At 58.3% G+C, this 13872-nt stretch carries 14 protein-coding genes and 1 tRNA gene; 8 read left to right on the forward strand and 7 right to left on the reverse strand.

The window, feature by feature from the left end:
• Positions 1 to 48: 48 nt before the first annotated feature.
• Complete coding sequence (locus tag O3A94_05455; protein ID MDA1355702.1) at positions 49 to 2814, reverse strand: [protein-PII] uridylyltransferase; 2766 nt, start codon at positions 2812 to 2814, stop codon at positions 49 to 51.
• Between the two features lie 75 nt (positions 2815 to 2889).
• Positions 2890 to 4152, reverse strand: a complete 1263-nt coding sequence (locus O3A94_05460; protein MDA1355703.1) for a methyltransferase — start codon at positions 4150 to 4152, stop codon at positions 2890 to 2892.
• Between the two features lie 127 nt (positions 4153 to 4279).
• Between O3A94_05460 and O3A94_05465 the strand changes: the two genes are divergently transcribed.
• The 6 genes from O3A94_05465 to O3A94_05490 all read left to right on the forward strand — a co-directional run bounded on the left by O3A94_05465 (position 4280) and on the right by O3A94_05490 (position 8568).
• Positions 4280 to 4819, forward strand: a complete 540-nt coding sequence (locus O3A94_05465; protein ID MDA1355704.1) for an RNA methyltransferase — start codon at positions 4280 to 4282, stop codon at positions 4817 to 4819.
• Between the two features lie 65 nt (positions 4820 to 4884).
• The gene (locus tag O3A94_05470; GenBank protein ID MDA1355705.1) at positions 4885 to 5430 is read left to right on the forward strand and encodes an invasion associated locus B family protein; all 546 of its coding nucleotides are present in this window, start codon (positions 4885 to 4887) and stop codon (positions 5428 to 5430) included.
• A 79-nt stretch (positions 5431 to 5509) separates the two neighbouring features.
• Positions 5510 to 6664 (forward strand): 23S rRNA (adenine(2503)-C(2))-methyltransferase RlmN, encoded by a 1155-nt coding sequence (rlmN, locus tag O3A94_05475; protein ID MDA1355706.1) that lies wholly within the window; start codon positions 5510 to 5512, stop codon positions 6662 to 6664.
• Positions 6665 to 6671: 7 nt separating this feature from the next.
• Positions 6672 to 6866: a hypothetical protein gene (locus O3A94_05480; protein ID MDA1355707.1), complete on the forward strand. Its 195-nt coding sequence runs from the start codon at positions 6672 to 6674 to the stop codon at positions 6864 to 6866.
• A 10-nt stretch (positions 6867 to 6876) separates the two neighbouring features.
• Positions 6877 to 7272, forward strand: coding sequence for a hypothetical protein (locus O3A94_05485; protein ID MDA1355708.1), 396 nt, complete (start codon positions 6877 to 6879; stop codon positions 7270 to 7272).
• An 84-nt stretch (positions 7273 to 7356) separates the two neighbouring features.
• Entirely contained in the window at positions 7357 to 8568 is a 1212-nt protein-coding gene (locus O3A94_05490; GenBank protein MDA1355709.1) for an argininosuccinate synthase, read from the forward strand.
• A gap of 68 nt (positions 8569 to 8636) precedes the next feature.
• Here the strand turns inward: O3A94_05490 and O3A94_05495 are convergent, their stop codons facing one another.
• The 4 genes from O3A94_05495 to O3A94_05510 are packed head-to-tail and all read right to left on the reverse strand — an operon-like array spanning position 8637 to position 10871.
• Positions 8637 to 9275 (reverse strand): NnrU family protein, encoded by a 639-nt coding sequence (locus O3A94_05495; protein MDA1355710.1) that lies wholly within the window; start codon positions 9273 to 9275, stop codon positions 8637 to 8639.
• Positions 9276 to 9314: 39 nt separating this feature from the next.
• Positions 9315 to 10226, reverse strand: coding sequence for a bifunctional methylenetetrahydrofolate dehydrogenase/methenyltetrahydrofolate cyclohydrolase FolD (folD, locus tag O3A94_05500; GenBank protein MDA1355711.1), 912 nt, complete (start codon positions 10224 to 10226; stop codon positions 9315 to 9317).
• Positions 10223 to 10576 carry a DUF167 family protein gene (locus O3A94_05505; GenBank protein ID MDA1355712.1) on the reverse strand — a complete coding sequence of 118 codons (354 nt, stop codon included), beginning with the start codon at positions 10574 to 10576 and terminating at the stop codon, positions 10223 to 10225. The genes folD and O3A94_05505 overlap by 4 nt, the downstream gene beginning before the upstream one ends.
• A gap of 16 nt (positions 10577 to 10592) precedes the next feature.
• Positions 10593 to 10871, reverse strand: a complete 279-nt coding sequence (locus O3A94_05510; GenBank protein MDA1355713.1) for a YggT family protein — start codon at positions 10869 to 10871, stop codon at positions 10593 to 10595.
• A gap of 166 nt (positions 10872 to 11037) precedes the next feature.
• On the opposite strand from O3A94_05510, the gene O3A94_05515 reads away from it, so the two are divergent.
• Both O3A94_05515 and O3A94_05520 read left to right on the forward strand, forming a co-directional pair.
• A tRNA-Ala gene (locus O3A94_05515) sits at positions 11038 to 11113 on the forward strand.
• Positions 11114 to 11355: 242 nt separating this feature from the next.
• Entirely contained in the window at positions 11356 to 12570 is a 1215-nt protein-coding gene (locus tag O3A94_05520) for an integrase arm-type DNA-binding domain-containing protein (GenBank protein ID MDA1355714.1), read from the forward strand.
• Here the strand turns inward: O3A94_05520 and O3A94_05525 are convergent.
• Positions 12531 to 13607, reverse strand: a complete 1077-nt coding sequence (locus tag O3A94_05525) for a hypothetical protein (GenBank protein MDA1355715.1) — start codon at positions 13605 to 13607, stop codon at positions 12531 to 12533. The genes O3A94_05520 and O3A94_05525 overlap by 40 nt on opposite strands.
• Between the last annotated feature and the right edge of the window lie 265 nt (positions 13608 to 13872).

Below are 13872 nucleotides of genomic sequence, written 5' to 3' on the forward strand. Positions count from 1 at the left end.
CCAAGGATCGGTGGTTTAGGTCGCTTAGGCTGCGCGGGGGAATCATCGCTATTCCGCCGCCGCTGTTGCAGCCACCGGCCTGACGCCCGGCTCCGGCTCATCCAAAGCGGCGAGAAGGCGCGTCCGCACGCGCTCGATTTCTGCATTCTTGGTCACCTGTAGTCCGTAGCGGTCCTTGACGTAAAATACGTCGACTGCCTGGGCGCCGTAGGTGGAAATATGCGCGGTCACGATCGACAGGCCGAGCTGGGTCAGCGCGCCGCCAATATCGTAGAGGAGACCCGGCCGGTCGCGACCATTGATCTCAATCACCGTGTGTTTGCTGCTGGCGCGGTTGTCGACCAGGACGCGTGAAATGACATGCGCGGCGCGGCGCCGTGCGGGCAGATCGCGTCTGCCGTCGAGCGCGTCGTCAAACGTCGGATCGCCGATCAACGCCTGCTCTAACAGACCGAGCATGCGTGCCAGTCTTTCCGCGTCTTCAAACGGGCCGCCGATGGCGTCCTGAACCCAAAATCCGTCAAGCGCCATGCCGTCGGATGTGGTGAACACCTTGGCGTCGACAATGCTGGCGCCGGCAGCAGCCATGGCGCCGGCCACGGCGGCGAACATGCCGGGCTGATCTTTGGCGTAGAGGGTGATCTCCGTTGCCGCGCGCTTCTCGTCGACCCGCGTATCCAGCTCCAAAAACGCGCCGCGCGCATCGGCGTCGCGGACAAGACGGGCGTGGCGCGCATGGGTGTCGCTTTCAAAAGCAAGCCAATAGGGCGGAAACAGACGGGTGGTAAAGCGGTCTATATCTTCGCTCAGCCAATCATCAAGGGTCGCGCGCAAGGCGTTCTGCGCGGCGGTGACACGCCCCGCCTTTCCTTTCGCTTCATGCCCGCCGGTCAGCACTTCTTCAGCGCGGTGATAAAGCTCGCGCAAAAGCGCGCCTTTCCACGCATTCCAGCGCCCCGGCCCGACAGCGCGGATGTCGGCTGCGGTGAGCACAGTTAACAGGCGGAGACGCTCCACCGATTGAACCTGAGCGATAAAATCGGCCAGCGTTTGCGGGTCGTTGACGTCGCGCTTGAAGGCGGTATCGCTGAAGATCAAATGATTGCGGACCAGCCAGGCGGTTTGCTCGGTTTCTTCCGCCGACAAGCCCAACCGCGGCCCCAGCTTATTTGCGATTCGCGCCCCCGCCTCCGAATGATTCCCGCGCCCACTCTTGGCGAGGTCATGCAGGAAGAGGGCAAGATAGAGGACGCCGCGCGATAGGATCTTGGGTGCGATTTCGGTCGCTAAGGGCAGCTCTTCCGCAAGCTCGCGGCGCTCGATCTGCGACAGGATTCCGATCGCACGCAGGGTGTGCTCGTCGACCGTATAGACATGGTACATATCGTGCTGGGTCTGGCCAACGATGCGGCCGAATTCGGGAATGAAGCGTCCCAGCACACCGGCTTCGTTCATCATGCGAAGCGCCTGCTCAGGCGCTTCAGTGTCGCTTAACAGCGCCATGAATAGGCGGTTGGCCTCGTCATCCGCGCGCAAGCTGCGGTCGATCAGGTGCAGGCGTTGATACACCAGTCTGAGCGTTCGCGGATGGATGTCGAGGCCACCGGTTTGCGCGAGGCGGAACAGTTTAATCAGACGCACGGGCCGTTCATCGAACGAATCCTCGGCCAATACAGTAAGGCGGCCGCCTTCGGTGCCCAATCCGTCTGCTGCCGGCGAGGGTCCGCCGGCGCCGATGCGCTGGGGCGCATCGTCCAGGTGGTCCGCTTCGAGCAAAGCGCACAGCACGCGGGTCAATTCTCCGACCGACTTGGCGACCAGAAAATAATGTTTCATGAAGCGTTCGACGGCGAGATTGCCGTCGCGGTCGTCGTAGCCCATGCGGCGCGCGATTTCGGGCTGAATATCGAACGTCAGACGGTCTTCAGCTCGGCCCGCGGCGAGGTGCAAATGCGCGCGCACTTTCCACAAGAACCCTTCGGCGCGGGCGAAACGGACCTGTTCCTTGCGGGTGAGCAAGCCGCGCTCGATCAAATCGGCGAAGCGCGGCACGCGATAGAGATATTTGGCAATCCAGAACAACGTATGCAAATCGCGCAAGCCGCCTTTACCGTCCTTGATATTGGGTTCCAGCAGGTAGCGTGAATCACCGGTGCGCTGATGGCGGGCATCGCGCTCGGTCAGTTTGGCGGCGACGAAATCGCCTTCGCCGCCGGGAACGATCTCGTCCCAAAAGCGCTGACGGAGTTCACGAAACAGAGCCTTGTCGCCCCGCAAATAGCGCGATTCGAGAATACTGGTGCGGATCGTCATGTCGCTGCGCGCGCGTGCCAGGCAATCGGCGATCGAGCGTGTCGCATGACCCACAGTCAGGCCCATATCCCACAACATATAAAGTACATATTCGATGATCTGTTCGCTGCGTGCAGTGAGTTTCCACGGATGGAGAAACAACAGATCAATATCCGAATAAGGCGAAAGTTCGGCGCGGCCGTAGCCGCCGACCGCGACAAAAGCCAACCGATTGCCGCTAGTCGGGTTGGGCCCGGGGAACAGTCGCTCCGCCGCATGGTCATAGAGAACGGCGAGAATTTCGTCGATCAAGAAGGTGTATCCGGCGACCAGGGCGCTGCCGCGCGCCCCGTGCTCAAGCCGCTCCCCCAGCACCGTGCGGCCCGCCGATAGATAATTCTTGCACAGATCAAGCGCTTCGTCGCGGCTGCCGCCGCCGCCCGGTCGCCATTCAGTGGCCGCCAGCGCCGCATCGAACGCACTACGGTCGATAATTTCGCTCTGCCGTCCGGCCTTGGTCATCTTTTTTGCTTCGTAGCGTCCCGGTCACAGGTTGCGTATATGGCCCCAGCCGCCGCTCGGCGCAACTGTTGCCGCTTATCGCAGAAGCATCGTATTTATACCGTTAAGCGCTTTGTAGAGAGTCTCAAACTGGCGCGTGAAGGCGCCAGGCGATAGTTTCTGTCCCGCTTTGCCAAGGCGGCGGCGGATTTCCTCCAGCCCGCAGTCGCCATCGACCAGAGCGGTTAGGGCCGCCGCTTGCTCGGGCAGCACAAGGCGAATCTTTGCGCCGTCGAAATCGAGCGACAGGGCAGGCGCGCCTTTTAAGCGGCCGGCCAGCGCCTCGGGCGAGACATTGTTGAGCACCGGAACCACACCCGCCATGCCCAACCGGAGCGGCACCTCGCGTGCTTGCCCGCACGACAAGTGCGCGGAAGGTACCAGATAACAGATATGAACCTTCATGTTGCCCGCTATGAGTTCGGCCGCGGCGCATTGCTCCGGCCAGGTCAGCGCCACCGCTTTCTTGCGCAGGTCCGCATTCCGCAAATAGTTGAGCGGATCGTAGCGCGCCGGCTCGATGAAGCCGGTGATTCTGAGATCGGCCTCGGCCGCCAGCGCAAATATTTCATCGACCAAATAGGCGCGGTCGCGGCGATGCAGGAGCAAGTCATAGATGCCCGCATCGCCGGCGTTCTGATGATCGCCGACATGAGAATTGCGCAGCAGCCAATTTGTCGGTGGCAAATCGCTGAGAAGCGCGCGGGCACTATCGATACGCGCCTGGTCGAGTGGATCATCCGCCAATAAACGCAGCAAAGATTGCGCCTCGTAGACACCGGTCCGTCCCAAACGGCCATAGAGCATGAGCCCGATGCCGCCGCCCGGCTTGAGCGCGTTCGCCAGCTCCCGCAGAACTTCCGCCGGCGATTCGAGATGATGCAGCACCCCGCAACAATCGATGTAATCGAACTTCTCGAGGCCAAGCGGCGCCAGATCGGTCAGAGAGGCCTGGAGAAATTTGATGCTGTCGAGGCGCCGGGCGGCAGCGCGGTCGCGCGCGATATCAAGCGATGCGGTAGAAATATCTATGTGGATTATTTCGGCGTCGATCGCGCGCGCGCGCAATTGGCTCGCTAGCATGATGGTCGCGTCGCCCGTGCCGCCGCCGGCGATCAAGACGCGGAACGGTGAGTCCGCCGTGCACCGTTCGCCGCGTACATAATGCTCGATTTCGAGCAGGCTGCTGGGCGAGCCGGTAATCAATCGCTTTGCTTCGTCCGCTGGGTCACGCGGCGGATAGGGATAGGCTTCGTACTGCCGGTGAACGGACCGATCCGCATTCCTTATCTTCGCCATGCCGCTGCCTACTATTTTGCGCCCTGGTTGGCTGCGAGATATTTTGATCCATGCATCGCGGTACAATCCGTAGCTCCGATACCAAGACAACTTGCCTTGACGGTGTGCGGGCTGCAAGCTTACGACCATGACGGATATCATGCGTGGGTATTTTGGCGTCGGCGTTGAGGGCGTGAGCAAGCCGTTCAATGTCGGCAATTTGATGCGCTCGGCGCATGCCTTCGGCGCGGGTTTCGTGTTTACCATCGCCGCCGAGTATGCTGGCGCCGGCTCAGATACCGCGAAGACGCACGAACATGTACCGTTTTATCGCTTCGCCAGCGTCGCTGAGTTGAATTTGCCTGATGGCTGCGCCCTTGTCGGAATCGAATTGATGGACGAGGCGGTTGATCTGCCGATCTTTCCGCACCCTCTGAACGCCGCCTATGTGCTCGGCCCAGAGCGCGGCTCGCTGTCACCGGAACTTGTCGAGCGTTGTGACCATGTGGTGCGGATTCCGGCGCGTTTCTCGATAAATCTCGGGGTTGCCGGGGCGATCGTCATGTATGATCGCATGCTGGCGCTTGGCCGCTTTGGTGACCGTCCGCTCAATCCGCGCGCCCCATCGACGCCGCGCCCAGCCCATGTCTATGGCGCACCGACCCGGCGCCGGCCGAAGCCAGTTTGAGCCTCTCCCGATCAAGTATGGAAAATGCCCTGGAACCTGGCTGGCTATCGGGATATCCTAGTCACATGCGCGTGCAATTCCTGAGACTCTTTGGTTCACCGTCCCTCGCCGTTAGTGCCCTCTTCTTCGCCGCCCTTGTGGCGGTGGGCGGCGTGGCCGGCCAAGCGCTGGCGCAGGAAGAATTGAGCAAGAACGGCGCTTGGACGGCTTTTACCTACAAAGAAGGCGGCAAGCTGACGTGTTACATGTACGCGCAGCCGACCAAGCAGGAAGGCAATTACACCAAGCGCAGCGCGCCGAACGCGATGATCACACGGCGCCGCGGCTCCGTCGTGGTCGAAGAAGTGAGTGTCACCTCGGGCTATCCCTACAAGGATGGTTCGCCGATCAGCTTACAAATTGATGGCCGCGGTTTCAAATTTGGCATCATTCAGGACGAACATGCCTGGGCCAACAACGCCGATGAAGACAAAGTCGCCGTCCAGGCGATGATCCGAGGCAGTAATTTGACCGTCCGCGGAACCTCCCGAAAAGATAGCTATTCGCTTGATACTTATTCGCTGAAAGGCTTCAGCAAGACGCATAAAGCGATCGTTAAGGCCTGCCCGTAATCATTTGTTTTTACGTATTACTGCGCCACGCCGGTTCACGGTTGTGGAAATTTTCGCCGCAGGCACGTATATCAACCGCATGAAAGACGTAAGCGCATCGGCGGTGGACGAACGTGTGAGCCTGATCGGTATGGATCGGGCGGAGTTGGCGCAGGCTGTGGCGCACATCGGCGAATCCGAAAAAAGCGCAAGTCTGCGCGCCAAACAGCTCTGGCATTGGATTTATCATCACGGCGTGGATGATTTCTCACACATGTCGAGTTTGAACGGCGCGCTGCGCGAAGCATTGGCGGCCGCCTATACTCTGGCGCGGCCCAAAATCACCCGCGACCAATTGTCTGAAGACGGCACGCGCAAATGGCTGTTGCGCTTTCCCGACGGGCAGGAAGCCGAAAGCGTCTACATTCCCGAAGAGGACCGCGGCGCGTTGTGCATGTCGGCGCAAGTGGGCTGCACCTTGACCTGCGGTTTTTGCCATACCGGTACCCAGCGCCTGGTGCGCAACTTGGAAGCGCGCGAGATCATCTCGCAGTTCCTGGTGGCGCGCGACAGCTACGGCGAATGGCCATCGCCCCAGGACGGCAGAATGATCTCTAACATCGTCATGATGGGTATGGGCGAGCCGCTGTTTAATTATGAGAATGTCGCCAAGGCGATCCGTATCGCCATGGACCCCGAAGGGCTGTCGATATCGCGCCGTCGCATCACGCTTTCAACCGCCGGCGTGGCGCCGATGATCGAGCGTTGCGGCAAGGAGCTCGGCGTTGGCCTGGCGATATCGCTGCACGCCGTGACCGATGAACTGCGCGACGAATTGATGCCGATCAACCGCAAATATCCATTGGCGGAATTGCTCGACGCCTGCCGGCGCTATCCCACCGCGTCGAACGCAAGGCGCATTACTTTCGAATATGTCATGCTGAAGGGGATCAATGATTCGCCGGCGGACGCCAAAGCGCTGGTGCGCCTGATCGCTGGGATTCCGGCCAAAATCAATCTCATTCCGTTCAATGCCTGGCCCGGCGCGCCCTACGAATGTTCAGAGCCCGAAGACATCGCGAAATTCGCCACCATCGTCAACAAGGCTGGTTATTCTTCGCCGGTGCGGACACCGCGCGGGCGCGATATTTCCGCCGCCTGTGGGCAGCTCCGCTCCGAGAGTCTGCGCACACCGCGCGCCGCACGATTGTCCAAACCCGGTCCAGCGGCCGCGCCTCAGGCGGCGCTCACATGAGGCGCTAATGAATCCGCCACTTCTGATTATTGCTTCCCTGGTATTCGCGCTGGTCGTGATCTATCCGCTGTCGCGTATCTGCAAGCGGGCTGGACTGCCCTGGTGGCCGGCCTTGGTTGTCTTTGTTCCGATCATCGGGCCGCCCATCACCGCTTATCTGCTGGCGGCCAGCCGCTGGCCGAGCCACCCATTCGGGCGCTAGGAAAAAAGCCATGCCGGTAATACACGGAATGTTGAACCTCGTCATGCTGGCGGTTACCATTTGGTGCTATTGGCGAATTCTCAACAAAGCGGGGCTGAACCCGTGGTGGGCCTATGCGCTATTGGTGTCGTTGGCGATTGCCTATGTGACCAGTATTTATCAGAGCCCCGTTGTACTATTTGCGCCCTATATCGTGCCCGCCGTGTTGATTTGGATTTTTGCTTTCGTCCGCTGGCCGAGCTATGAGAAATCGCCCGGCGCGGATGAGCCCAACCGCTATATGCCGTACCAATATAAGCGCTCCGACGTCTCGCCTTCGGCCGATCCCCATCGCACCGTGAATCCAAAATTCGGCGATGCCGCGGCCGATCGCGAGGGGCGCCGGCTTCCGGACAAGAAACAATAGTTCAATTTCTGAGCCGGCCGTTCTTGCCGCGCGTTCGACTTTGCCTATACTGCGCGCGCTTCCCATCAAGCGCGGCGTAACATCATGAAAAATAGTTCAGACCGGCCGATCAAGAAAACCGTCCTCGCCTATTCGGGCGGGCTCGATACGTCGATCATCCTGCGCTGGTTGCAGGAGCAATATGGCTGTGAAGTGGTAACGTTCACCGCCGATCTCGGCCAGGGCGAAGAACTCGACTCGGTACGGACCAAGGCCGAAGCCATGGGCGTCTCGGAAATCTTTATTGAAGATTTGCGCGAGGAGTTTGTGCGTGATTACGTCTTTCCGATGTTCCGTGCCAACGCGCTATATGAGGGTGTGTATCTGCTCGGCACCTCGATCGCGCGCCCGCTGATTGCCAAGCGGCAAATCGAGATTGCCCATCAAGTCGGCGCCGATTCGGTCGCGCATGGCGCCACTGGTAAGGGCAACGATCAAGTGCGCTTTGAACTCGGCTATTATGCCTGCGATCCGGACATCCACATCATCGCGCCGTGGCGCGAATGGGATTTGGCGTCGCGCGAGGATCTGGTGCGCTATGCCGAGAAGCACCAGATTCCCATCCCGCGCGACAAACGCGGCGCGCCGCCCTATTCAACCGACGCCAATCTTCTGCACATTTCCTATGAGGGCAAGGTGCTGGAAGATCCCTGGGTCGGCCCCGACGAAGAGATGTACACGCGCTCGGTGGCGCCGGAGGCCGCGCCCGATACGCCGCTTATTCTAGAAATCGACTTTGCCGCTGGTGACGCGGTGGCGCTTGACGGCGAAGCCTTGTCGCCGGCCACGCTCCTCACCCGGCTTAACGAAATGGCGGGCGCGCATGGCATCGGCCGCATCGACATCGTTGAAAACCGCTTTGTCGGCATGAAATCACGCGGCGTTTATGAGACGCCGGGCGGCACGGTTCTGTTGCAGGCGCATCGCGCCATCGAATCGCTGTGCCTCGACCGCGGCGCTGCGCATCTCAAAGACGAGCTGATGCCGCGCTATGCCGAGCTTATCTATAACGGCTTCTGGTTCTCGCCGGAGCGCGACATGATCCAGGCCGCCATCGACGACAGTCAAAAATCGGTCGAGGGTACTGTGCGCCTCAAGCTCTATAAGGGCGGCGTCTATGTGCAGGGGCGAAAATCCCCGACCAGCCTCTATAGCGAGGACCACGCCACATTCGAGGCCGATACAGTCTACGATCAGCGCGATGCCGAGGGCTTTATCAAGCTCAATGCGCTGCGTCTTCGGCTACGCCAAAAATAGCGTCGCTAGCGCATTCTAATTCCTGCAAATGCATCGTCGCAGGTGATTCTACCTGCTCGGAATTTGCGCTAGCCCGGCAGGGCGCTGAAGCCGATCACATGCTCGTGGGCGAATAGAATCACGAGGTAAAGAACCAACGCCGCAACAATTCGGACATATCCGATTTCCCTCAGGCTGGGCCGTCCTTTACCTCGTAGCGCGGCGACGAACGGAATGGCCGAGCTGCCCGCAAATTTCTCAGCCCAGCGTTCGGGCTCCTCGCGGCGGATTCTGGCGTCTGCCAGCGGTTGGTCGATCAGCGCGAACAGGGCGAGGGCGCCGAACAGCATCAGCGAAGCGGCGTCGCCGTTTGTCGGGATGTGCGCCGCCGCCCATAGAAAGAGCGCCCACAATAGGGGGTGGCGGGTGACTTTCTGCATGCCGGGCGCGGACATACCGGCGAGCAGTATCAACACCAGCGGCATCACGGCGAGCGGGATCAGCTGGGTCCAGCCCGGCGCCTCCCAGAGCTGCGTGTAGGGCGCGTCCATATGGGCGAAGACAATCCACACCGTGCCGCCAATGGCGATCAGCGAAAAAACGGCGCGGTAGGCTTGCTTGCCCAGCGCGCCGCGTAGCGTCTTGCGCAGGCCCGGGACGCCAGGCATCAAGTGAATGCCAATAAACACGACCAGTGCGATCGCCAAACTCCATAAACTGCCGGTCATGCTAAGCCCGTTCTCCCGGTTTGCGGTTTCACCCGGCCGTTACTCGGGCTCGGGCACGCCGGCCTGGCGGCAAGCGGCGGTCAGGGTATTTTTCAACAGGCAGGCAATGGTCATCGGGCCGACGCCGCCCGGCACTGGCGTGATCGCGCCGGCGACTTTGACCGCTTCGTCGAAATCGAGATCGCCGACCAGCCGCGTGCCGGATTTCCTGCTGGCATCGTCGATCCGGTTGATGCCAACGTCGATCACCGTGGCGCCGGGCTTGATCCAGTCGCCCTTCACCATGCTCGCGCGCCCGACCGCGGCGATGACGATATCGGCGCGCCGGCATTCGGCCGCGAGATCGCGGGTGCGCGAGTGGGCGATGGTCACGGTGCAATGCTCCTTCAATAACAGTGCCGCCATCGGCTTGCCGACGATATTGGAGCGCCCGACGACGATCGCCTGCATGCCGCTGAGGTCGCCGATGACCTTCTTCAGCATCAGCAGACAACCGACCGGCGTGCACGGCACCATGGCGTCCTGACCACTGTGGAGGCGCCCGACATTCAGCGTGTGAAAGCCGTCGACATCCTTGTCGGGATTGATGGCGTTGAGGATGGCGTCTGAATCGACCTGATCGGGCAGCGGCAATTGCACCAAGATGCCATGCACCGTGGGGTCGTTGTTCAGTTCCACGACCTTGGCCATGACTTCATCATGGCTGGCGCTGACGGGTAGTTTATAGGTGTTCGAATTCATCCCCGCTTCGAGCGTCGACTTGCCCTTGTTGCGCACATAAACCTCGCTCGCCGGATCTTCGCCGACCAGCACCACCGAGAGGCCCGGTGTCACGCCATGGCGCTCTTTCAGAATTGCCACCCGGCGGCCGATATCGGCGCGCAGATCGGCGGCCATGGCCTTGCCGTCGATTATCATGGCCTTGCCGTCGGTTATGTTGGCGTCGCTCATGTTAATTCTCCACAAAACAGTTCGAGGCGTTTTTTAAGGTCCGTTTGGTCGCCGACGATTTGTATCGTTTTTTGCCGCGCCGTGGCGCCGGACGCTATATGCATCGCTGACGCTGGCAGGCAGAGTTCGCGTGCCAACAGTTTGAGGAGGGCGCGGTTGGCTTTGCCGTCTTCAGCCGGCGCGGCGACTGCGGCCTTCACATAGGCCGCGCCGTCGGCCGTCTGCGCGATGCCGTTAATGCCGGCGCGTCCGGCCTTCGGTGTCAGGCGGACGGCGAGGCGGACGCCCGAATCATTCATGCCATAGGGAGTGTTTTCGGGCGTGTTTTCGGGTGGCAGGCGATGCCTCACCTGAGATTGCCGACCCTCAGCCGAGATTGTCGACAATGAGACTGCGGATGAAATAGAGCGCGAGAATCAGGATCATCGGCGAAAGATCGACGCCGCCGAGCGACGGGATGATGCGCCGGATCGGCCTGAGCGCCGGTTCAGTGATGCGGTAGAGAAAGCCCAGCACGGTATGTATAAACTGGTTCTGGGTGTTCAATATATTGAAAGCGGTGAGCCAACTGATAATGGCTGTGGCGATGAGCACATAGATATAAATCGAAAAAACAGCGTAAATAAGGTCTGCTAAAGCATTCATGGTTTTCTTTCGTGCAAGGCCGTGGCTCGGGCGGCGGCCAGTATATCCCAAAGCGAAAAGAGGACCAGCCTTTCTCATCTGGCCGCGCGCCTTGACAGGCCCGAAAAACCGGCCACATTATCCGCCACCGCGCCGGCTCGTCCGGTCGCGCACCCGATACGCTAACGGGGCCGTAGCTCAGATGGGAGAGCGTCGCGTTCGCAATGCGAAGGTCAGGGGTTCGATTCCCCTCGGCTCCACCAGCATCCCCTCCAGGCTTGTCTAGTATAGACCGATTTATCCGCAGGTTTCTGGGATTTTCGGCATCTCATCTCTATATCCGTCCGAGCTGATCTGATATAATACAGGCTCAAAGTGTCACTATAAGTGTCACTAGGAAACACAATCTAAAGCGTGGTGTTTTTTGCGTGTTCTGCAACGAAACCACACCATGGAGGCGATTCAGCCAACGCGGTAGTGGTTGGGCAGGAAAGGGGAGAGCCAGATGAACAACGCCAAGCTAAAGGCTTTATCGAGCCCAGGCCGTTACGCCGATGGCTCTGTCCGAGGGCTTTACATCCAGGTACAGAAGGGAGGGACGAAATACTGGATGTTTCGGTACAAGCGCGATGGTGAGCAGAAGTATATGGGCCTCGGTTCATACCCTGTCATCAGCTTAAAGGGAGCTCGAAACAAGGCTCTGAATCTTCGCAAGCACATTGCCGAAGGTATCGACCCGAAAGAGGAGAAGCGAAAGGATGAGGCTGTGGCGGCGGCTTCAAGTAATACATTCGAGGCTGTCGCTAGACGGTGCTCGGCCTCAAGAGAACAAGCATTCCGAAACGAGAAACATATCTGGCAATGGCTGAGAACTCTCGAGATGTATGCTTTCCCCTATATCGGAAACATTAAGATTGGGGAAATCCGTCACCCAGACATTGTTAGGCTGTTAGAGCCAATTTGGTTAACAAAAGCTGAAACCGCAAAAAGGACCAGACAGCGTATCGAAAGTGTTTTTGATTTTGCCGCAGCACACGGAATTTTTGACCGAGCGAATCCTGCCAACATCGCTTTACTCAAAGATGCTTTACCAAGGCGCGCAAAGCACCTGACCAAAAGCAAACCCCACCCAGCCATGCCAGCATCGCAAGTCCCCTCCTTTTACGCTGCTTTGTGCCGTCAAGGATCGATGTCGGCGCTGGCGCTACGTTGGACAATCCTGACAGGTGCTCGAACAGACGAGACTTTAAAGGCTACATGGGATGAAATATCTCGCAAAGATAAGGTCTGGGTGATTCCTCCAGAGCGGACAAAAACATACGATGAGTTTGTGCTCCCACTGACAGATGAGATGATGGACCTGCTCGATAAACTTGAAGAAGTACGCAACAACCATCCTTACATATTTTGGTCACCGATGGCGCCCGACAAGCCAATGAGTGACGCTACAATGAGGATACGGCTCCGTAAAATGGGCATCGCTGTAGAAACCGCAAGCGTTCATGGGTTTAGGGCTTGTCTAAAGACATGGGGGCTTGATCAAGGATTCAGTGAAGAAGTAACGGAGGCGGCACTGGCGCATAAATTCGGGAACAAAGTCAGCCAAAGTTATAACAGGACTGATCTGTTGGAGCAGCGAAGGGGGCTTATGGCGCAGTACTCACTTTATGTGACAGGCGCTCATTGTGCTGCTTCCCAAGCGGAGCGCGCTTTGTTGTAACGTTTCATCGTATCTCTGATGTGTGTTAGCCCAGATTCCTCAGTGAAGAATATGACGCCCCTTGTAGGATGTTTACCCATATCAATTAGGTCTCCCACTTGGGCGGCTCTAAGACAAAACTCCAGGAATGCTTTAGGTTTTGGTCCTGCTGTCGCTGGCTCTCTCGCGTAGCTAGGCCACAAGCCTGTGCACAACCTATATATATCTGCCAGTGACAGTATCCAACGATCTCTTAATTCCTGGTAACTCCTCGCCCTTCTGTGGGTGGACGTATTTTTATCGATTTTTACCTGCGCAGCGTCATGAACCCACAACATACGCCAGGACGATCTTATATCTAGTTCAGAATCTTTAATTTTTTGGTCCTGAATATATTCTTCGTACTGGCCTATCTCTTGTACTTTTTCTGAGAGAAAGTAGTTCAATTCCTTAAGCCTGCGAAACGTATCCTGCGGCAAGCCCACGTGAGCCAGAGCTTCTAGAACTACCACTTCACCATCAGACATGCCGCCATCACCCAACTTGTGCATTACAGACCAGCCCTCCCCCGTTTGAGCTTCCTCTGCTTCCTCTTCTTCAAATGTAATAGCTGATAGTATGGGATAGATACTCAGCAATTTTTTCAGCGAAGGTATGAAGCTTGCGGCGGCACCGCTACTCGTCCTGTCTAACTTTTCCAGCGCCCTCCTACCTGATTTTTTGCCCTTGTTCTGCCTACCTGCAATCTTCGCATTTGCCCAAATCCCATAGCTGACTATTCGGCACGCCTCGTTCACAGCGGACGCTTCATCTTCCGACAAGCCCTCTGCCACTTTGAAAACACCAGCAGGGTCATAGCCTTCGGGCACCATGTCGCCATCGAGCGGCAGCAAACCATCCAGCCAATGCGGCCCTACCAACCAATCGATTACTTCATCCGTTTCCGATGGGGCGTTATCTTTGTTTTCCGTCATTTTCACACCATAGCCGCTTTTCGGCACGCCCTCCATATTGGCCGCACACGCAACGGAGGAGGCCAGTGATGGACCGAAAAGCATACTCAGTAGCAGAAGTCGCTCAGGCGCTAGGTAAGAGCCAATCAACCATATGGAAATGGCTGGCCGAAGGTGTCTTAACGCGACATCGGCTTGGTGGAAGTACCCTCATCCCAGCGGAAGAAGTGGATGTCCTTGGGAAGAAACACTCCCAGGAAACCACGTTAAGAAACCCTGAGAATATGAGTCACTACGGCGACTTAGGCTCCACCAACAAAAACCATTAAAAATCTCTTTCTGCAATTTTGATAGCAACCTAGTGCATGAG

This window comes from Pseudomonadota bacterium (assembly GCA_027624955.1).
Lineage (GTDB): Bacteria > Pseudomonadota > Alphaproteobacteria > UBA828 > UBA828 > PTKB01.

What these genes read in the sequence shown, in the direction of transcription:
- O3A94_05455 (MDA1355702.1), bottom strand. Translation starts at nt 2,814, where the DNA reads ATGACCAAGGCCGGACGGCAGAGCGAAATTATCGACCGTAGTGCGTTC.
- O3A94_05460 (MDA1355703.1), bottom strand. Translation starts at nt 4,152, where the DNA reads ATGGCGAAGATAAGGAATGCGGATCGGTCCGTTCACCGGCAGTACGAA.
- O3A94_05465 (MDA1355704.1), top strand. Translation starts at nt 4,280, where the DNA reads ATGACGGATATCATGCGTGGGTATTTTGGCGTCGGCGTTGAGGGCGTG.
- O3A94_05470 (MDA1355705.1), top strand. Translation starts at nt 4,885, where the DNA reads ATGCGCGTGCAATTCCTGAGACTCTTTGGTTCACCGTCCCTCGCCGTT.
- rlmN (MDA1355706.1), top strand. Translation starts at nt 5,510, where the DNA reads ATGAAAGACGTAAGCGCATCGGCGGTGGACGAACGTGTGAGCCTGATC.
- O3A94_05480 (MDA1355707.1), top strand. Translation starts at nt 6,672, where the DNA reads ATGAATCCGCCACTTCTGATTATTGCTTCCCTGGTATTCGCGCTGGTC.
- O3A94_05485 (MDA1355708.1), top strand. Translation starts at nt 6,877, where the DNA reads ATGCCGGTAATACACGGAATGTTGAACCTCGTCATGCTGGCGGTTACC.
- O3A94_05490 (MDA1355709.1), top strand. Translation starts at nt 7,357, where the DNA reads ATGAAAAATAGTTCAGACCGGCCGATCAAGAAAACCGTCCTCGCCTAT.
- O3A94_05495 (MDA1355710.1), bottom strand. Translation starts at nt 9,275, where the DNA reads ATGACCGGCAGTTTATGGAGTTTGGCGATCGCACTGGTCGTGTTTATT.
- folD (MDA1355711.1), bottom strand. Translation starts at nt 10,226, where the DNA reads ATGAGCGACGCCAACATAACCGACGGCAAGGCCATGATAATCGACGGC.
- O3A94_05510 (MDA1355713.1), bottom strand. Translation starts at nt 10,871, where the DNA reads ATGAATGCTTTAGCAGACCTTATTTACGCTGTTTTTTCGATTTATATC.
- O3A94_05520 (MDA1355714.1), top strand. Translation starts at nt 11,356, where the DNA reads ATGAACAACGCCAAGCTAAAGGCTTTATCGAGCCCAGGCCGTTACGCC.
- O3A94_05525 (MDA1355715.1), bottom strand. Translation starts at nt 13,607, where the DNA reads ATGCTTTTCGGTCCATCACTGGCCTCCTCCGTTGCGTGTGCGGCCAAT.